This is a genomic window from Spirochaeta thermophila DSM 6578, from assembly GCF_000184345.1.
GTDB lineage: Bacteria > Spirochaetota > Spirochaetia > Winmispirales > Winmispiraceae > Winmispira > Winmispira thermophila.
This window is the reverse complement of the sequence record NC_017583.1, coordinates 1515300-1533234: the sequence shown is the minus strand read 5'-3', so window position 1 is coordinate 1533234 and position 17935 is coordinate 1515300. Positions and strand designations below refer to the sequence as shown.

The window sequence follows — 17935 nt, the reverse complement described above, 5'->3', positions numbered from 1 at the left end:
ACGAGCCCGATCGGTGTGTCTGTAATATGTTTACAAGTATAGAGATAACCACCGTGAGATCGCTCAGGCGTGGCTCACGTTGAGGAGGAAGGTGTGGAGGAGGTGCAGGGCCTGCCGCTGTTCGTGGGGGGAGAGGCCGTACTGCTCCTGGGCGATGAGGGCCTCGGCTTCGTCCAGGGTGCGTGTCATCTCCCGTTCCGAGAGGGGGAGACGTTGGCCGGAGAGGAGTCCTTCCAGGTCGGCCATGCGGATGGGGAAGGGGTGTCGGGTGTGGAAGGCCCATCGGATCTCCTCGAGGAGTGAGCCCTCGCTCCGGGCGAGGCCGTAAAGGGTGAGTGGGCGATCCATGCGGTGGGGCGGCGTGAGGGAGAAGAGGTGGGTGTGGGTCCAGGGGGTTCGGGGGATGCGGATCCGGGTGAGGATCTCGTCTTCGTGGAGGAGGCTGAAGCCCTGCTGGTTCCTGATGGCGGAGACGGGAATCCATCTGCTCCTCGTGGATGTGCGGATCTCGACCACGGCGTCGAGGAGAATGAGGGCGGGCGAGATCCCGAGGCTCCTGTCGGGTATGGTGAGGTTGCCGCCCACGGTGGCCTTCCACCTGACGGTGGGAGGGGCTGCGAGGAGAAGTGCCCGGGTGAGGAGGGGGGGGAGGACGGCGCGGGCCACGGTGGAGAGATGGCCCTGGCTCACCATGGCGCCTATCTCCAGATACCGTTCCGTGCGGATGATCCGGCTCAGTTCTGAGACCCGTTGGAGGGTGATGATGGGTCCCTGGAAGCGGGTCCAGGTGTCGCTCATGGCGAGATAGGTGCCCCCTGCCATGAGAAGGGCCTCGGGGCGCTTCCGGGCGAGAAGGAGGGCGTCTTGAATGTCTTGGGGATAGTAGATGGCGACGCCGGAGTGCCTAGTAGTGTCCATATCGCCTCTGCCTGAATCGGAGGGCCTTCACGAGGCCCCTGGTATACTCCTCGGGGGTGATGCACGTGCAGGGAAACTGTGCCACGTGTTCCCTTATGCCCCTGGGGTCCATCTGATGATGCTCCGCGTATACGAGGAGACTGTGGCCGAGGAGGATACGGGAGGGGGCGCAGTGGCCGCAGGGGAAGACCTTCTCGGCGTGGAATCCCTTCTCCAGATCCACGTAGTCGGGGGTGGAGGAGAACCCTACGATCGTGAGGATGCGACGCTGTTGTACCGAGAAGAGGGGGACCATACAGGCGAGAGAGAAGACGTCGTCGATGAGCACCCCGCACCGTCCGCAGTAGCCACTGCCGCACGAACCCTTCACTGCGGTGACCCGGAGTTCACTCTTGAGGAAGGAGTGCAGATCCATGAGGGGGTCCACCTCCTGTTGAAGGTGGACGTGATCGAGCTCACAGGTGAGCAACATGGTGTTCTTCTCCCTGGATGAGGGTGGTGGAGCCCTCCCCATGGAGCTGGAGGAGGGCGAGATCGAGGGCGGGTGGGATGAGGGCGAAGGGGAGGTTGCCCGCGGGGAGGGGGACCGTGTTCTGGGAGGGGAAGAAGTGTATCTCTATGTTCGGAAGGGAGATGTCGGGATAGAGATCCCTTTCCCACGAGGAGCGTCTCATCGAAAGCGCCGTCAGGGTGTTCTGGATGAGGACCCTCCTGAGAGCCTCGGGAGAGAGGATGTGTCCGGCATCGATGCAGAGCCAGATCTTCACGATCCGAGGGACGTGGGTGAGGGGGATGGCCCGCACCTCCACTATGCCCACGCCCCATGCCTTTTCACTGGGGGGAAGGAGGTGATATCCTTGGGCGGTGGGTTTGACCCTCGTCCCTCTCGCATAGACCGAGAGGTGTATGGGGAGGGGGGTGCGGAATCGTTTCTGCTGGAGTTCTCTGCAGGCCCTCACCAGGAGCCCGGTGAAGAGCCTCACGTTTCTCCCCATGGATGAGGGACCTCCTGCGGGGAGGTCGGAGGCCCCCTCGAACGAGAAGGTGATCTTCCCTTCCGATATGCCGGTGTACTCCTTGATGAGAGATATCCAGACGTCCCGCAGTTCCGGATGTTGTGGAAGGTGGGTGCTTCGTACTACGAGTGTTCCGTCGGTCTCCAGCGAGAGGGAGAGGGCGGCACGTCGCCACCTCTCGGGGAACGAGAAGAACCCGTGCCAGAGGCCTGCGACGGCGAGACCTGTACCTCTTCTCGGTTCGAAGGGGAGAGCCTCTGTTCTTGGTGTGATGCTCTCGACAGTGAACTTGCGCGGAAAGTCGGCTTTTCGGGTGGCTTCCCGGACGAGAGTACGAAGTGCGTCGAAGGAAGGGTCTCCCCGGAGGTGTGTGAGCCTCCACTCCTCGGGAGAGGCCCCGGCCTTGAGGGCCAGGTGGTTCATCATGCCCTCCACGGCACGGGCGATGGGGACATCTCCCAGGCCGGCGAAGAACCCGGTGGGAAGGAGGTTCGTCCGGACGGCGCGTATGGTGAGTCGCATGCTCTTCCATCGGTAGAGGGAGAGGATGCTGGAAAAGGCCCGATCGACCATCTCCCTGCTGAAGGGCGCGATATACCCTGCATCGATGGAGATGAGGAGGTCGACCTTCCTCACGGCGTTCCGGGCGATCCAGGCGGTGTACTGGAGAAGCACCGAGGGGGCCTTGCTGCCGTAACGGCTCATTTCGTGGGGGGATAGTTGCAGCCTACACGGGCGCCCCGTTGTGCACGTGACGAAGGCCGCATAGGCGGAGCAGAGGAGCGGGGTGAGGACGTCCGCATCGTAGAGATGTTCCTCCCTGAAGAGGTTCACGTGGATCTTGGAGGACGGCTTGCCGCATACACGGGCCACGGTCTCTCGGACGAGCGAGGGCCATGGACATGTGGTGGCGATGTGGAGCACTCCGTCGGCGAGGTGGGTGACGATGGCCTCCTCGCGGAGTGGCGGCAGGGACTCGGACGGGACGAGGATACGGCCTCGTATGATCTCTGTCTCCGGTTCCTCCTCCCAGGGACCCCTTGTGGCGGTTCGGACGTGAGCGATCTGGTGGCCCAGGGCTTCTTCCAATGAGATGGTGGCGGGGAGTTCCTCGTAGGTCACCTGTATCCTCGAGAGGATCTCCCTCATCTCCCGGGAGGAGGGTGCGACGACGAGGAGGATGGGTTGTCCTTCATAGAAGACCTTGTCTTCCGCGAGGAGAGGGATCTCTTCATCGAGGATGGTGAGGGTAGGGCGGGGGAGGTCGGCTGCGCGGATGATGTTGATGTCGGGGGGGATGTCCTGGGGAATCTGGATCTCCCTGATCTTTGCGTGGGCCCTGGTGGACCTGAGGATGCCCACGTGGAGCATCCCGGGAAACGAGAGATCCAGGGGGTGTTCGGCTCCTCCGGTGAGTACGGTTCTCAAGTCCCTCAGGTTCATGGCCTTTTCCTGTAGGCGGCGTCGCCTGTCTCCAGGACCGAGCGGATCACGTAGTCCACCTCTTCATCCGAGAGATCGGGATAGAGGGGAAGGCTGAACGACCGCCGGTACACCCTCATGGAGACGGGAAAATCATCCGGTGAGAGGTGATAGCGTTTGCGGTAGTAGGGCATGAGGAAGAGAGGGATGTAGTGGACTGAGGTGCCGATACCCCTCCGGGCGAGCTTTTCGATGTACTCGTCCCGGGTGATGGAGAGGAGATCCTCCCTGATCCCCAGGATGAACAGATGCCAGGCGTGTTCCTCCGGGGCGTCGGGGAGTATGAGGTAATCCCTGGTTGCGAAGGCCTCCAAATAGCGGAGGGCGATCCTCTTCCTCTCCTCCCTGAGCTTCCAGGCCTTGCGGAGCTGCACCCGGCCTATTGCGGCGAGGATGTCGGGCATGTTGTACTTGAATCCCGGTTCCACCACCTCGTAGTACCACGCGGCCCCGGCCGTTCGATAGCGATTCCATACGGGCCTGTCGATCCCATGGAGCCTCATGAGTCTCACACGCGTCGCATACACCTCGCTCGCGGTGACCACCATGCCCCCCTCACCCGTGGTGATGGGCTTGGTGGCGTAGAAGGAGTAGACCCCCAGATCCCCGATGGCGCCGAGCATGCCCAGGGGAGTCTCCACCGGAAAGGCATGGGCAGCGTCCTCCACCACCGCGACTCCGGCGGTGCGTGCGATCTCGAGGAGCTCCGCCATCCGGGCCCCGCGTCCTGCGAGGTGCACCGGCACGACGACCTTCGCCTTTCGAGCCACCACGGGGTCCTTCAGTGTACGTTCGACTTCACGGGGATCGATGGTGAGGGTCTTCTCATCGATGTCGCAGAAGAGGACCTCCGCCCCGAGGTAACGGGCGACTTCGGCCGTGGCGGTGAAGGTGTAGGGGGTGGTGATCACCAGATCCCCTTCCCGGACACCCACGGCCTCGAGGGCCAGGTGGAGCCCCGCGGTCGCCGACTGTACTGCGCACGCATGAGGAACTCCCACTGCCTTGGCGAATTCCTCCTCGAAGGCGAGGGCCTCCTTCCCCGTGGTGAGCCAGCCGCTCCGTAGGACCCTGAGCACCGCCTCTTCTTCCTCCTTCCCTACGTGGGGCCGGGCGAACGGAATGGTGTAGGACGGGGATGCCTCGCTCATGCCGAACGCCTCACCAGCACCCGATAGGAGGAAAAGTATGTCGCGAGCACCTCAGAGAGGTGCTCCCTGTTCCGGTAGAGGTACTCCTTTCCCGGCATCCGGAAACAGATGGGCCGGAGCTCTTCGACGATTCTCTCCACCGGGAGGTTCGCCCCACCGTTCCTCACCACCTGGAGGATCCCCGGGTAGGGGGTGGGCTTGAGCTCCTCGTCCTCTGCGGTGAGGGTTTCGTGTTCCTTCTCTCCAGGGCGAAGACCGATGTACTCGATGGGGATGTCACGGTGGGGTTCGAAGCCGTAGAATCTGATCATCTGTTCGGCGAGGTCCTGTATCCGGATGGGTTTGCCCATGTCGAGGACGAAGAGCGCTCCCTTCTCCGTGACGCCTCCCGCCTTGAGGATGAGGGAGGCCGCTTCCGGTATGGTCATGAAGAAGCGGGTGGTCCCGGGGGTGGTGATGGTCACGGGCCCTCCGGTGAGAATCTGTTCCTTGAAGAGCGGCATGATGCTCCCACGGGATCCGAGGACATTGCCGAACCTGACCACCATGTAGGCACAGACCTCACCATCGCTGGAGAGCACGATCTCTTCGGCGATCCGCTTCGAACAGCCGTACACGCTCACAGGATCGGCCGCTTTGTCGGTGGAGACGAAAACGAACCGTTGCGTCCCGGCGGCACGGGCCGCGTCCACGAGGTTTCTGGTGCCGAAGACGTTGTTCTTGATGGCCTCCACCGGGTTCGCCTCCATGAGCGGCACGTGCTTATGCGCAGCGCAGTGGAAGACCACATCGGCCCTGAGGCGCTCGAGGATGTAGAACATGAAGTCCCTGTCCTGAAGCTCTCCGATGATGGGCACCACCGCGGCCTTCTCTCCGACCCCTTCCTTCTGGAGGAGACGGAGCTCCCGGTCGATCTCGTAGATACTGTTCTCCCCGTGCCCGAGGAGGTAGAGGCGCTGCACCCCACCGAAGAGGAGCTGGCGCGCGAGCTCACTCCCGATGCTTCCCCCCGCGCCGGTGATGAGGACCCGCTTTCCTCGAAGGTACCTGAGGGCCTCGGAGAGATTGATGGTGAGGGGTTCCCGGGGGAGAAGGTCGGCGGGGTCTATCTCCTTTGTCTGGATGAGATGTGCCTCGCCGTCGAGGATCTGGGATATGGTGGGGAGGATGCGGATGCGACCGAAGCCGGCCTGTTTGAGGGCCTCGTAGATCCCCTTGAGGACCATGCGTGAGGCCCCGGGCATGGCGATGAGGGCCTCGTCGTGGGGCCTGTTGCCGAGGACGGGCAGGACGTCGCGTATGGGACCCAGCACCGGAACCCCCATGAGTTTCGTGCCGATCTTTCCGGGATCGTCATCCAGAAAAGCCGCCACCGATCCGAAGATGCCCTTCTCCTGGATCTCCTTCGCAATGGCCGTACCGGCCAGCCCTGCGCCTATGATGTAGATTCGTGATGAACCCGTCGTCTTTCTCATGTGGTCGCCTCTCTCGAGCGAGGGTCTCCGGATCTGTCCATACCTTCATGACCTGTGATATAGTGTACATAGAGAGTACACGAGAAGGTCTCGCCCTTCAACTCATCTCTTTACATGTTAAGCTATCGGTTTTTTTCTTCCGATAGACAAGAGTAAGGAGAGATCCATGGATCGGAAAACCCTGCTCCTCATGATCCTCATAGGCGGTTTCGCGTGGACGAGCGAGGCGTCCCAGAACGTGTGGCAGGGGACCGCCACCGTCTCGCGGTACGGTGACTTCCCCTCCGGGGGATACTATGCTGCGTCGAACGCGTTTCCTCCCAACACCTTGGTCGAGGTGACCAACCTCGAGAACAGTGCCACGATCACCGTGATCGTGACCCAGCCCTTGAAAGAGGAAGGACTCCTCCTTCTCCTCTCCGGGGATGCGGCCCGCGCCCTGGGCATCCCCTCGGGCACCATCGCCCGGGTGAGGGCGGTGGAGAAGTCCAGGGTCACGGCGGGTGCAGCCGCCGGAGGAGCAGGAATCACGTCCGACATCGATTTCAATCCCGGAGCCACCATCCCCGAGAGCGCGCTCACGCCCACCCCCACCCCCACCCCCGTCACCCCTCTCCCCACCCCGCGCCTCCAACCCGGCTCCGTTCCCCTCACCGCCTCCCTGCTCGAGCCCTCCCCGCCCCCCGGCCCCACCCCCCAGCCGGCCCGTGCCGAGCCCACACCGGTCCCTTCACCGTCCCTCACGCCGTCCCCCTCACCCACTCCTGCGCCCGCCCGCGCCGAACCCACACCAGTTCCCACCCCATCCCCCGCACCCACCCCGACCCCCACCCCATCCCCCGCACCCACTCCCGCACCGGCCCGCACCGAACCCACCCCCATCCCCACCGTCCCCCTCCTCACCCCCACCGCACCCCCCACCGAACCCCTTCTCACCCAGCTCACTTCACGCACCCCCTCCAAACCCCTTCGTCTCCCGCCGCGTTCCGAGAATCCCTTCCTCTTCCTCACCGAACCCGAGACCACCCTCGACCTCTCCGAAGCCGAGATCGAACTCCTCGAGGAACCCGAACTCCCTGAATCCGGCGGTGAGATCGCCGCTGCCACTCCACAACCCACCCCCACCCCTGAGGTCGCCGCACCACCCACCCCCACTCCTACCCCGGAACCCGCACCGAGCCCCCTCATCTCCCTCACTCCGCCGCGCACCCTCACACCCACCCCCACCCCCATTCCCCTCGACGACCCGCCTCCCGTCCCGTCCCCTCAGCTCGCACCCGAACCACCTCATGCCCCCTCACTCGCCCTTGCCCCACCCCTCCTCGAACCTGCAGCACCTGCACGCGATGAAGCCCTGGTGGAGACCCTCACCCCCCCCACCATACCCGACACCGCCCTCGTCGTACCCCAGGAAGAGCCCACCCTGGCCGAGGCCCCACCCACTCCCGGCCCCACCCCCACCCCGATCCTCCCTGAAGGAGAGGTGGAACTCGCCCTCGTGCCTGCAGAGGAGCGCCCCCCTGTCGCCCCGGAACCCACCCCCACCCCCGAAGCAGAGGCCATCGAGCGCATCATCGAGCAGCTCCCACCCGCCCCCACGCCCACACCCTCTCCCACCCCCGCCCCTGTGGTGGCCGACACCAACCTTCCCCTTGTCGAATCCCTCGATCCAGGTGCATATTACCTCCAGATAGGGGCATTTACACGCCCCCAGACAGCCCTGCACCTGGTACAGAGGATCCGCACCACCTATCCGGTGGTCGCCTATCCCCTCACCCGACCGGACGGCACCACCGTGTACCGCATTCTGGTGGGACCTCTCAATGAAGATGAGGGAGGCACCCTCCTGTACTGGTTCAAGGCACAGGGCTTCAGAGACGCCTTCATCCAGCGGGGGAGGTGATGACCGAGCAGGAAGCCAAGAGGGAGATCGACCGACTCGTCGAACTCCTCCAGCGGGCGGACTACGAGTACTACGTCCTCGGCCGACCCCACCTCACCGACCAGGAATACGACAGCCTCTTCGAGCGCCTCAAGACCCTCGAGACACGGTTCCCCCACCTCCGGCGCCCCGATTCCCCCATCCAGCGCGTGGGCTCCGATCTCACCGTGGACTTCCCCGAAGTCGCACACACCATCCCGGTCTTGAGCCTCGACAAAGCCTACACCGAGACCGAGGTCCTCTCCTGGATCGAGAAGACCGAGCGCGCCGCAGGCAAGCCCCTCGGATTCGTCATAGAAGAGAAGATCGACGGCGTCTCCCTGGTGCTCTACTACCGGGGCGGCATCCTCGATCGTGCCGTCACCCGCGGCAACGGAAGGGTGGGGAACGACATCACCCCCAACGCCAGAACCATCAGGCAGATCCCCCTGCGCATTCCGGAAAACGGAGAGGTCGTGGTCCGGGGTGAGGTCTACCTCCCCCTCCAGTACTTCGACGAGATCAACGCCCGGATGGAAGTCCCCTACGCCAACCCCCGCAACCTCGCAGGGGGCGTACTGCGCAGGAAGAACAGCGCCGAGGTCGCCCGGGTACCCCTCCACTTCTTGGCCTACGACGGCTACCTTCCCTTCCCGGTCGCCACCTACACCGAGAGCCTCGACTACCTCATCGACTGGGGATTCCCGGTGAACCCGCGCCACGAACGCCTCCCCGCCGGAACCCCTGACCGTGAAGCCCGCATCCGCACCTTCATCGAGAGGGAACGCAGCGGGCGGGCGACCCTCGACTACCAGATCGACGGCCTGGTCTTCAAGGTGAACGAACTCGATGTCCGGGAACGCCTCGGCTACACCGGCCACCATCCACGATGGGCCATCGCCTACAAATTCGAGGCCCCACAGGCCGTGACCGAACTCCTCCGCATCGACGTCCAGGTGGGGCGCACCGGCCGCGTCACCCCTGTTGCACGCCTCAAGCCCGTTGAGCTCTCGGGTTCCACCATCTCCAACGTCACCCTCCACAACGAGGACTACGTCCAGGCCCTCGAGCTCGCACCCGGCGACCTCGTCGCCATCTCCAAGCGGGGGGACGTCATACCTGCCATCGAGAAGGTGGTGGAGAAGAACGAGGAGGGCGTGCCGGTCTGGCGCATGCCCGAACACTGCCCCGAGTGCGGCTCTCCCCTCGAGCGCCGGGGAGCCCACCACTTCTGTCCAAACAGGAACTGCCCTGCCGTGATCACGGGCAGGCTCAAGTTCTTCGTGAGCCCCAAACAGATGGACATCCGTGTCTTGGGGAACGAGACCATCGACTTCCTCGTGGAGAAGGGCTACATCCGGCGTATCCCCGACCTCTACACCTTCGACTACTGGAAGCTCCTCGACGAGCCCGGTTTTGGGGAGAAGAAGATCAGTCAGATCGTCCAGGGCATCGAGGAGAGCAAGAAGCGCCCCTTCTCCACCGTGCTCGTGGCCCTCGGGATCCCGGAGGTAGGCCCGAGCGTGGTCGAGACCCTCATACGGGGCGGCATCACGAGCATCGACCGGCTCTTTACCATCGCCGATAGAGGTGATGTCGAAGCCCTCACCCGGCTCGAAGGCATAGGTGAGAAGACCGCCCGGCAGCTCATGGAGACACTGAGAGACCCCGAGTGGCGGAAGGAAATCGAGGAGCTCCGGAAGGCAGGCCTCTCCTTCGAGGAGGAGCGACCTACCGTGGTCTCCGGCGGCCCCTTCGAAGGCCAGGCCTGGTGTGTGACCGGGAGCTTCCGGCACTTCACCCCCAGAAGCAAGGCCGAAGAGCTCATCGCCTCTCTCGGCGGGAAAGTGGTAAGCAGTGTCTCATCGAAGACCACCCACCTCCTCGTGGGCGAAAACCCCGGCTCCAAGCTGGAGAAGGCCCGCTCCCTCGGTGTCCGCCTGGTCTCCGAAGACCAGTTCATCGAGATGCTGAAGGCCGCGGGGGTGGACCCCTTCAATGAGAAAGAGAAGGGGCCCTCTGCCTCGCAAGAGGCATCTGAGCCCCCTCGTCAACCGGATCTCTTCTCCTCCTGAAGGAGTCTCACTCCCAGCCAGGCATCGAGGGCGAGAGTTTTTCTCGCATGAGGGAGAAGAGCCTCTCGGCCTCGCTCGGGGAAAGGTGGGCTACGAGAGGATCGGAGAGGAAGGCCCTGAAGGCGAGGTCCCAGTTCCGCTCGAGACCGGCCCTCGAGATGGTTTCCTGTTGTGCCACATGCCGGGTGAGATGACCGAGGAGGGAAGAGGGAAGGGCCCCGGCCTGGACGGGTTGCACCGAGTCGTACCTGAAGAGGGCGTTGGTCTCCACCACCGTCCCCGGCGGGAGATTGGCGATCTGTCCTCGGTTGGGAAGGTTCACGTTGCTCACCGTCTCCTCCACCCCAGCGATGGCCTTCAGCATGAGGACCCCTTCCTCTCCCGACGGGGCGAGCTCCACCTCTTCCTCACCGGAGGCGAGCCTCCGCGCCCGCGCCTCGAGCGACTTCTGATTCTCCACCCGCCAGGAGACCGGGGTGAGACTGAACTTCCAGGAGCGCACGGTCTCGGGGTCCTTCAAGTACCAGGATACAGGGAAGAACTCCGCGAGATGTCTGTCCCCTGCCGCTGCGATGAGTCCGAACCGCAGGAAGAGGTCGAACTTCACCTTGTGGGCGCTCGTGAAGTAGTCGTTCTCCCAGGTTCGTTCGCCCCCTGTCTCGAACCCCTCCTCCCTGTGACGCTCCGCGAAGCGCCGGTACATCGGGAGGAGGTCCACCCCCCGGAACGAAGCCCTGTCGATCCATGTGCAGTGGTTCAGCCCCAGGACATTGATGTGGATCTCCCTGCGCTGCGGAGGATCCTGGACAAGGCCCTCGTGTACCACCATCGAGGCGAGGAGTTCCTGGGTTCCAAAGACCTCATGACAGCATCCGAAGGCCTTCACCTCCGGGAACACCTCGTAGAGGGTCCGCACACAGAGTGCCATGGGGTTGGTGTAGTTGATCACCCAGGCCTTGGGCGCCCAGGTCTTGATGGCCTGCGCGAACTCTTCGTAGATCGGAATGGTCCTCAGGGCCCTGAACAGGCCGCCCGGTCCCGTGGTGTCGCCCACCGACTGGTAGATCCCGAAGGGCTCGGGCGCATGGACGTCCACCTCCATCTCCTTGAAGGTGCCGGGCATGATGGAGATGATCACCACATCCACGCCCTCGAGCGCATCCTTGAGGCTCGTCCTGGTCTCGTAGTGCCACTTCCCCTTCACATCGGAGCGGCTGGAGAGCCGGTTGCCGATCCGTTCGTTGAGGCGCGCCGCCTCCTGATCGATGTCGTAGAGGCGGACCCTTCCGGTGAGGGCGGGTTCGAGTGCGAGATCCGCCATGAGCTTCCATGCCCATCCGCGGGATCCCCCTCCTATGTAGGCGATCTCGAGTGACTGTTGTACGTGACTCATTCGTGCTCCTTGTGCTGCTGAAGTAGAGATGAGAGGAAGACGAGGGCCAGCCCCTGTCCCCATCCCTGTACACGTTTTTTCGGTATCTGCTTGTAGGCCTCCACGTCCCTCATCACTGCGGTACCGGCGGAGACGTTCCGCACCGAGCCGTCGGGCCCGATGTTGTCGACTATACCATTCAGAGCGCGTGCGACATATTTCCCGTGAAGGGGATGCCCGTAGAGTACGAGGGCCGCGGCGATGCCCGCGGAGGCACTCGTCTCCAAATAGGAAGAAGGATCGGTGAGCACCGTGTGCCAGAGCCCTTCCTCGGATTGGAGTCTCACCAGGGCGCTCAGGAGATCCCTGAGCGCCCCCTCGATCTGCATGAACATGGGGTAGGTGTAGTCGATGAGTCTGAGGGCCTCCGCCATGGTGAGGGCGGCCCATGCGTTTCCCCTCCCCCAGAAGATCCCTGAGAGATGGGTTCCCGAGAGATTGTCCCAGGCGTGGTAGAAGAGGTTGGTGGTCTCGTCCTGGAGGAGCTCCTCGTGCCAGTAGTACTGGGAGAGGGCGTCCTCGATGATCTCATCGTCCTGGAGCGTCACCCCCACCCGGAGGAGGAAGTAGGCGGCCATGAAGAGGGTGTCCACCCATGCCTGCTCCGGGAAGTCGTTCTTGGTGGACACCGTGTGTTGGAGCACTCCCTCCCCGAATCTGGGGGCCTCCTCCCGGAGGTAGCGGACCTTCTGCATCACGAGGTCCATGTACCGGGTCTCGCCCGTGGCTTCGTGAAGGGTGAGGAGGGTGTGGCCCATGGCACAGGCGTTCACGGTGAAGGGAGGGAGCCCCACTTCCAGATACTCGTCCACCCACCGGATGAGGAACTCGAGGTACTCGTCCTTCCCTGTGGCCTCCCAGGCCCTGCAGATGCCATGAAAGGCCACTCCCGCGGGCCAGTCCCACGTGAAGTCCACGTTCATGGTCCTCTTCGCTACGAGATCGATGATCTCTCGAAGCCTCTCTGGATCAATGGTCGGCATAGTCATGGCGTTATCCTTTCAATCCGGAGACTGTGATCCCCTCGACGAGGTATCGCTGGAAGAACATGAAGATGAGGAAGATGGGGACCAGAGAGAGCGTCCCCATGGCGAAGATGGCGGCCCAGTCCGTGGAAGTGGTGGGATCCGAGAACATCCTCAGGGCGAGCGAGACCGTGTAGTGTACGGGCCGGTTGAGATAGAGGAGCGGTCCGAGGAAGTCGTCCCACTTCCAGTAGAACTGGAAGATGGCGCTCGTCACCAGGGCGGGGCTCATGAGAGGGAATATGATGTGTCTGAAGGTGGTGAACCTGCTGCACCCGTCGATCTTCGCGGATTCGTCAAGCTCGAGGGGAATACCCCTTATGAACTGGATCATGAGGAAGATGAAGAAGGGCTGGCCGAAGAAGGTCGGTACGATGAGGGGGGCGAAGGTGTTCACCCACCCCAGTTTGAAGAAGAGGATGTACTGGGGGATCATCACGATCTGATAGGGGAGCATCATGGTGAGGAGCATACAGGTGAACCAGAAGGCCCTTCCCCGGAACCGGATGCGGGCGAACCCATAGGCAACCAGGGAGGAGGAGAGGAGGGTACCCACGGTCGCCATGGTGGAGTAGAAGAAGGAGTTCTGGAAAAAGGTGGCGAACGAGACCCCGCCCACCCCTTTCCACCCCCGCACGTAGGCCTCGAAGGAAGGAGCACGGGGAATGAGCGAAGCCGAGGCGAAGATCTCGGAGTTCTCCTTGAGGGAGCTTGCGATCATCCAGAGCACCGGATAGATCATCACGTACCCCAGGAGTATCACCACCGCATGGGTGAGGACCGAACGAAGGATCCTTGTCGTCTGCCTGTAGTTCATCTATCCCTCCTTCGCTTCGTAGTGCACCCAGAGATACGAGGACTTGAAGATGAGCGCGGTGAAGATCGCGATGACGAGGAGGAGCACCCATGCCATGGCGGATGCGTATCCCATCTGATAGAACTCGAAGGCCTTCTTGTAGAGCTGAAGGGCGTAGACCAGGGTGCTGTTCATCGGATCCCCGGAGGGGCCTCCTACTATATAGGCCTGGGTGAAGATCGTGAAACCGTTGATGAGCTGCATCACCAGATTGAAGAAGATGAGAGGGGTGAGCTGGGGGATGGTGATGTGTATGAATCGCTGGAAGGGATTCGCGCCGTCTATGTGTGCGGCCTCGTAGTAGCTCCGGGGTATCTGCTTGAGGCCGGCGAGGAAGATGAGCATGGAGGATCCGAACTGCCAGGCGGCGAGGAGGATGAGCGTGAGAAGGGCGGTCTTGGGATTCCCTATCCATGAAATATCCGAGTGTATACCCAGGGAGTGGAGCATCATGTTGACGATGCCGTCCTTCATGAAGATCCGTCGCCAGAGGACCGCCACGGCCACGCTCCCCCCGATGAGCGAGGGGATGTAGTATACGGCCCGGTAGAACCCCACGAATCTCAGGTTCATGTTGAGGAGCATCGCCACCGCCAGGGCGAAGACGAGCCTCAGTGGCACGGAGACGAAGGCGTACTGAAAGGTGACCCCGAGGGACTTCCAGAAGAGGTCGTCCCTGAGGAGGGCCCGGAAGTTGGAAAGGCCGGTGAAGACGGGGGGCGAGAGGAGGTCGTAGTCGGTGAAGGCGAAGTAGAGTGATGCGAGGATGGGGAAGAAGGTGAAAGCGAAGAATCCCACCAGCCAGGGGGAGATGAAGGCATAGCCTTCGAGGGTGTCGCGAAGGCGCGTCCTTCTCTCCCGTGAGGGATACCGAGTGGTAACGGATGTCATGTGATCGCTCCTTCAAAAGGGGTCTGCCGAAGCCGGCAGACCCCTGGTTCTGCGTGGTTGTACAGGAGACCGCGTCGGGCTACTTGTTCCTCGCGAGGATCTCGTTGGCCTGATCCATGAACTTCTTTGCTGCGGTCTTGGGATCGGTGACTCCGTAGAGCACCTCCTGGGTGATGGTCCTGAAGAGCTTCACCACCTCACCCGCGCCGGGAGGATCGGGAGGATCGATGGGGCTGTTGTGCCCCTCGCCCACGAGCTCGATGTACTCGAAGACCTGGCGGTTCACGGGATCCACGATGGCCTTGAGCGCATCCCTCACGGCCGGGACGATGGGAATCCCTCGTTCCGCGAGGAGGATCTTGTTGGCCTCGATGTCGGTGACGAAGAAGTTGACGAACCTGGCGGCCTCCTCCTTCAGCTTCGAGGACTGGGCGACCGAGAAGAACATGGAAGGCTTGAAGTACGTGCCGGGGCGCTTCGCACCGGGCAGGTAGGGAGGAAGGGCCACCCCGATGGGCCGCTTGGCCGCCGCCGCGGCGGAGACCACCTGGTTGCTCCAGAGGAACTCGACCCACGACCTTCCGCGGGCGAAGGCTCCCTCCTCCGGCGTGGTGCTCACGAAAGCCTCGTCGGGCCGTATGAGCACCCCCTTCTGGAGGAGCCTCAGTTGTACCTCGAAGAATCTCTCGAGGACTGCGGGATCGGTGAATCCCAGCGATGCCCCGGTGGCGGGATCGAAGAAGGATGCGCCCGTCTGTCTCAGCATGTTCTCGAAGGCGTGGCGTGGATCCGTGGTGGAGAAGGGGATGGTCTGGACTCCCGTCTTCTCGTAGATGGTCACGGCCATGGCCTCGAAGTCGTCGATGGTCCAGGTGGGCGAGGGCTCCGTGAGACCTGCCCTCTGGATCACCTCGGGGTCATAGATGAGACACCACGAGTTGGTTCCCAGGTTGATACCGTAGAGCTTGTCCCCCACCTTGCCGCCGAGGATGAGGTTCTCGTCCACCCCTTTGAGGTCTATGACCCCGGAGTCCACGAAAGGCGTGAGATCGACCAGGAGGTTTTTCCCACCGTACTGTCTGATGTAGGAGTAGTCCATCTGGATGATGTCGGGGAGATCGTTGGCCGCCGCCTGTGCGGCGAGCTTGTCCCAGTATCCCACCCATCCGGTCGTCTCCGTGAGGATGTTCACCTCGGGGTGTCGACTCTTGTAGAGCTCGACCACCTTGAGGGTACGTTCGTCCCTGGTGGGATTCCCCCACCAGGCGAGGCGAAGGGTGGCCCCTTTCTCCTCTGTCTCGCCCGTGCCCGATGCGCCGAGGGGAAGCCCGGCGAGGAGCACAAGGACGAGGAGCAGTAACATGCCTTTGCGTCTCATTCCATTCCTCCTCATGGTCGTATGGGATGATGGAGAAAGCAGCGAATGGCTTTCTCTACTTCGATTGTATCATATGAAACGAAAGAGTCAAGAAAAAGATTCAAAAAACAATGAAGGCCCCAAGGAGAGTGTACGAGAGCTCCTCCGGTCCCTGCGGGTACGAATACGCAGGACCGCGGGAGGGCTGAAGCAGGACGCAGTGTGTCTGCCCTCTTGATTTTTTTGTGGAATATGGTAAAATCGAAAAGGAATAGAAACCGTAATGAAAGGTGAAGTGCATGGCACTTGAAGACCTTGCCGAACGGCAGCAGCAGATCCTCACCCTCCTGGCGGAGAATGGTTCCCTCTCGGTCGGTGATCTCGCACGGCGCTTCGGTGTGTCTGAGGTCACCATCCGGAGTGATCTCAAGAGCCTCGAGGAGCGGGGCCTGGTGAACCGCACGAGGGGGGGTGCCACGCCCGCCCTCCACCGCAGCATCCTGGAGCGGATGCGCCTCCGGACCGAGGAGAAACATCGGATCGCCCGGGCCGCGAGTTCCTTTGTGGAGGACGGGATGGTGGTGATGATAGAAGCAGGGACCACCACCGCCCTCATCGTCCGCTACCTTGTAGGGAAGAGGGATGTGCACATCGTGACCAACTCGACCCTCGTCTTCTCCTATGCCCGACTCAATCCCTCGCTGAGGATCACGGTGGTGGGGGGGGAGTTCAGACGGGAGACGGAGTCCATGGTGGGGCCCATCGCGCTCTCCACCATACAGCGCCTCCACGTGCCGCTCGCCTTCGTGGGCACCGACGGCTTCTCCCTCGAGAGAGGTATGACCACACATCTGTTCGAGGGAGCCGAGATCGTGAAGGCCATGCGGCAGCACTCAGTGAAGACGATCCTCGTGGCGGACTCTTCCAAATACGGGAAGGTGGGCTTCGTCCACGTCCTTCCGCTCGAGGAGATAGACGTGGTGATCACCGATGCGGGGCTCCCCGAGGACGCGCGGGAGGAGCTGCGGGAGGCTGGGGTTGATCTCATTATCGTGTAAGGAGTTGAGGAATGGCTCATGAAGTGGTGATGCCGAGATTCGGAAGCACCGTGGAATCGGCGGTGATCGTGGAGTGGAAGGTGAAAGAAGGGGATACGGTCACTGAGGAGACTGTCCTCTGCGAGGTGGAAACCGACAAGGCCACCTTCGAGGTGCGTGCGGGCAAGGCCGGTACGGTACTCCGCCTCCTCCACGCCGAGGGGGAAGACGTGCCTGTGCTTTCGCCCCTCGCGTTCATAGGAGAGCCAGGGGAGGACGTCTCCTCCGAGGGCGTTCCCCGAGAGGCGACGTCGCGTGACGAGGCGGCGGCAGGCCGGTCTCCTGACCCGCAGGAGAGGCCCTCCGTCCCGTCCCCGGGGGAGGGGAGGGAAGAGGGTCGCATCTATGCGAGCCCCCGGGCCCGCCGTCTCGCCGAGAGGGAGGGAGTGGATCTCTCGGGGATGAAGGGTTCGGGGCCGAGAGGGCGGATCATGGAGCGGGACGTGAGGGCGGTGATCGAACGGAGGGGAAGGGGTGTGGCTCCCGAGGGGAGCGACGTGCGGCCTCGGCCGGCGGAGGCGGGTGTGCAAGGCCGTCCCCTCTCGGGGATACGCCGGGTCATCGCACAGCGGATGAGGGAGTCGCTCTCCCAGACGGCCCAGTACACCATCACCATGCGGGCCCCTGCCCGGGCCCTCCTCTCGTTCCGGAGGAGGTGCAAGGAGTCGGGGGACCCGGAGGTTTCCTCCATCACCGTCAACGATCTCGTCCTCTACGCCGTCTCCAGGGCCCTCCTGCCGGAGTATCCCATGCTCAACGCCCACTACGACGGCACGTCCCTCGTGCTTCATCCCTCTGTCCATCTCGGGGTGGCGGTTGATACCGAGCGGGGGCTCGTGGTCCCGGTGGTGCGTGATGCCGCCTCGCTCTCCCTGCTGGAGCTCTCCAAGAGGGTGAAGGAGCTCTCCCGGGCGGCCCAGAGGGGTGATCTCGATCCCGGTCTCATGAAGGGGTCCACCTTCACGGTCACCAACCTCGGCCCGCTGGGGGTTGAGACCTTCACTCCCGTGCTCAACTATCCCGAGGTCGCCATCCTGGGGGTGGGCGGCATCGTGCCCACGCCGGTGTATCTGGACGGGGATATGGACGAGGTGGTCCATGAACCTCGGCTCGTATTGAGTCTCACGTGCGACCACCAGGTGGTGGACGGTGCGCCCGCCGCACGGTTCCTGAAACACCTGTGTGAGGTCATAGCCGACATAGAGTTGTGGCTCGCCCGGTGAGCCGTGGAGCGCCGAT

At 62.9% G+C, this 17935-nt stretch carries 14 protein-coding genes; 4 read left to right on the top strand and 10 right to left on the bottom strand.

Translation table 11 applies throughout. From position 1 onward, the window contains the following. Positions 1-63 precede the first annotated feature (63 nt). Genes SPITH_RS06910 through SPITH_RS06890 form a run of 5 tightly spaced genes read right to left on the bottom strand, consistent with a single transcriptional unit; the run spans position 64 to position 6042 of the window. Positions 64-918 carry an FAD binding domain-containing protein gene (locus SPITH_RS06910; protein WP_014624964.1) on the bottom strand — a complete coding sequence of 285 codons (855 nt, stop codon included), beginning with the start codon at positions 916-918 and terminating at the stop codon, positions 64-66. Then, a complete protein-coding gene (locus SPITH_RS06905) occupies positions 905-1390 on the bottom strand; it encodes a (2Fe-2S)-binding protein (RefSeq protein ID WP_014624963.1) in 486 nt (161 codons plus the stop codon). Before SPITH_RS06905 ends, SPITH_RS06910 begins: the two co-directional genes overlap by 14 nt. After that, on the bottom strand, positions 1374-3377 hold the full coding sequence (locus tag SPITH_RS06900) for a xanthine dehydrogenase family protein molybdopterin-binding subunit (protein WP_014624962.1): 2004 nt from the start codon (positions 3375-3377) through the stop codon (positions 1374-1376). The genes SPITH_RS06905 and SPITH_RS06900 overlap by 17 nt, the downstream gene beginning before the upstream one ends. Further along, positions 3374-4567 carry a DegT/DnrJ/EryC1/StrS family aminotransferase gene (locus SPITH_RS06895; protein ID WP_014624961.1) on the bottom strand — a complete coding sequence of 398 codons (1194 nt, stop codon included), beginning with the start codon at positions 4565-4567 and terminating at the stop codon, positions 3374-3376. The genes SPITH_RS06900 and SPITH_RS06895 overlap by 4 nt, the downstream gene beginning before the upstream one ends. Then, on the bottom strand, positions 4564-6042 hold the full coding sequence (locus SPITH_RS06890) for a polysaccharide biosynthesis protein (protein WP_014624960.1): 1479 nt from the start codon (positions 6040-6042) through the stop codon (positions 4564-4566). The genes SPITH_RS06895 and SPITH_RS06890 overlap by 4 nt, the downstream gene beginning before the upstream one ends. A gap of 166 nt (positions 6043-6208) precedes the next feature. Here SPITH_RS06890 and SPITH_RS12775 point away from each other — a divergent pair, with 166 nt between their 5' ends. Further along, on the top strand, positions 6209-7945 hold the full coding sequence (locus tag SPITH_RS12775) for an SPOR domain-containing protein (RefSeq protein WP_014624959.1): 1737 nt from the start codon (positions 6209-6211) through the stop codon (positions 7943-7945). Beyond that, positions 7945-10038, top strand: coding sequence for an NAD-dependent DNA ligase LigA (gene ligA, locus SPITH_RS06880; RefSeq protein ID WP_014624958.1), 2094 nt, complete (start codon positions 7945-7947; stop codon positions 10036-10038). Before SPITH_RS12775 ends, ligA begins: the two co-directional genes overlap by 1 nt. A gap of 7 nt (positions 10039-10045) precedes the next feature. Here ligA and SPITH_RS06875 read toward each other — a convergent pair whose 3' ends face one another. From SPITH_RS06875 to SPITH_RS06855, 5 genes are all read right to left on the bottom strand, one after another. Next, on the bottom strand, positions 10046-11431 hold the full coding sequence (locus SPITH_RS06875; protein WP_014624957.1) for a family 4 glycosyl hydrolase: 1386 nt from the start codon (positions 11429-11431) through the stop codon (positions 10046-10048). Continuing rightward, positions 11428-12459 carry a glycoside hydrolase family 88/105 protein gene (locus tag SPITH_RS06870; protein WP_014624956.1) on the bottom strand — a complete coding sequence of 344 codons (1032 nt, stop codon included), beginning with the start codon at positions 12457-12459 and terminating at the stop codon, positions 11428-11430. The genes SPITH_RS06875 and SPITH_RS06870 overlap by 4 nt, the downstream gene beginning before the upstream one ends. 4 nt (positions 12460-12463) lie before the next feature. Further along, positions 12464-13312 carry a carbohydrate ABC transporter permease gene (locus tag SPITH_RS06865; RefSeq protein ID WP_014624955.1) on the bottom strand — a complete coding sequence of 283 codons (849 nt, stop codon included), beginning with the start codon at positions 13310-13312 and terminating at the stop codon, positions 12464-12466. Then, positions 13313-14242 (bottom strand): carbohydrate ABC transporter permease, encoded by a 930-nt coding sequence (locus tag SPITH_RS06860; RefSeq protein ID WP_014624954.1) that lies wholly within the window; start codon positions 14240-14242, stop codon positions 13313-13315. It lies immediately after the preceding gene. A gap of 79 nt (positions 14243-14321) precedes the next feature. Further along, positions 14322-15620, bottom strand: a complete 1299-nt coding sequence (locus SPITH_RS06855) for an ABC transporter substrate-binding protein (protein ID WP_014624953.1) — start codon at positions 15618-15620, stop codon at positions 14322-14324. Positions 15621-15898: 278 nt separating this feature from the next. Here SPITH_RS06855 and SPITH_RS06850 point away from each other — a divergent pair, with 278 nt between their 5' ends. Together SPITH_RS06850 and SPITH_RS06845 are read left to right on the top strand one after the other, a co-directional pair. Then, complete coding sequence (locus tag SPITH_RS06850; protein ID WP_014624952.1) at positions 15899-16657, top strand: DeoR/GlpR family DNA-binding transcription regulator; 759 nt, start codon at positions 15899-15901, stop codon at positions 16655-16657. Between the two features lie 11 nt (positions 16658-16668). Further along, positions 16669-17919, top strand: coding sequence for a dihydrolipoamide acetyltransferase family protein (locus SPITH_RS06845; protein ID WP_014624951.1), 1251 nt, complete (start codon positions 16669-16671; stop codon positions 17917-17919). Positions 17920-17935: the final 16 nt, after the last annotated feature.

Bases quoted from the DNA above. Each gene is read 5' to 3' on its own strand.
- SPITH_RS06910 (WP_014624964.1), bottom strand. From the start codon at position 918: ATGGACACTACTAGGCACTCCGGCGTCGCCATCTACTATCCCCAAGAC.
- SPITH_RS06905 (WP_014624963.1), bottom strand. From the start codon at position 1,390: ATGTTGCTCACCTGTGAGCTCGATCACGTCCACCTTCAACAGGAGGTG.
- SPITH_RS06900 (WP_014624962.1), bottom strand. From the start codon at position 3,377: ATGAACCTGAGGGACTTGAGAACCGTACTCACCGGAGGAGCCGAACAC.
- SPITH_RS06895 (WP_014624961.1), bottom strand. From the start codon at position 4,567: ATGAGCGAGGCATCCCCGTCCTACACCATTCCGTTCGCCCGGCCCCAC.
- SPITH_RS06890 (WP_014624960.1), bottom strand. From the start codon at position 6,042: ATGAGAAAGACGACGGGTTCATCACGAATCTACATCATAGGCGCAGGG.
- SPITH_RS12775 (WP_014624959.1), top strand. From the start codon at position 6,209: ATGGATCGGAAAACCCTGCTCCTCATGATCCTCATAGGCGGTTTCGCG.
- ligA (WP_014624958.1), top strand. From the start codon at position 7,945: ATGACCGAGCAGGAAGCCAAGAGGGAGATCGACCGACTCGTCGAACTC.
- SPITH_RS06875 (WP_014624957.1), bottom strand. From the start codon at position 11,431: ATGAGTCACGTACAACAGTCACTCGAGATCGCCTACATAGGAGGGGGA.
- SPITH_RS06870 (WP_014624956.1), bottom strand. From the start codon at position 12,459: ATGACTATGCCGACCATTGATCCAGAGAGGCTTCGAGAGATCATCGAT.
- SPITH_RS06865 (WP_014624955.1), bottom strand. From the start codon at position 13,312: ATGAACTACAGGCAGACGACAAGGATCCTTCGTTCGGTCCTCACCCAT.
- SPITH_RS06860 (WP_014624954.1), bottom strand. From the start codon at position 14,242: ATGACATCCGTTACCACTCGGTATCCCTCACGGGAGAGAAGGACGCGC.
- SPITH_RS06855 (WP_014624953.1), bottom strand. From the start codon at position 15,620: ATGAGACGCAAAGGCATGTTACTGCTCCTCGTCCTTGTGCTCCTCGCC.
- SPITH_RS06850 (WP_014624952.1), top strand. From the start codon at position 15,899: ATGGCACTTGAAGACCTTGCCGAACGGCAGCAGCAGATCCTCACCCTC.
- SPITH_RS06845 (WP_014624951.1), top strand. From the start codon at position 16,669: ATGGCTCATGAAGTGGTGATGCCGAGATTCGGAAGCACCGTGGAATCG.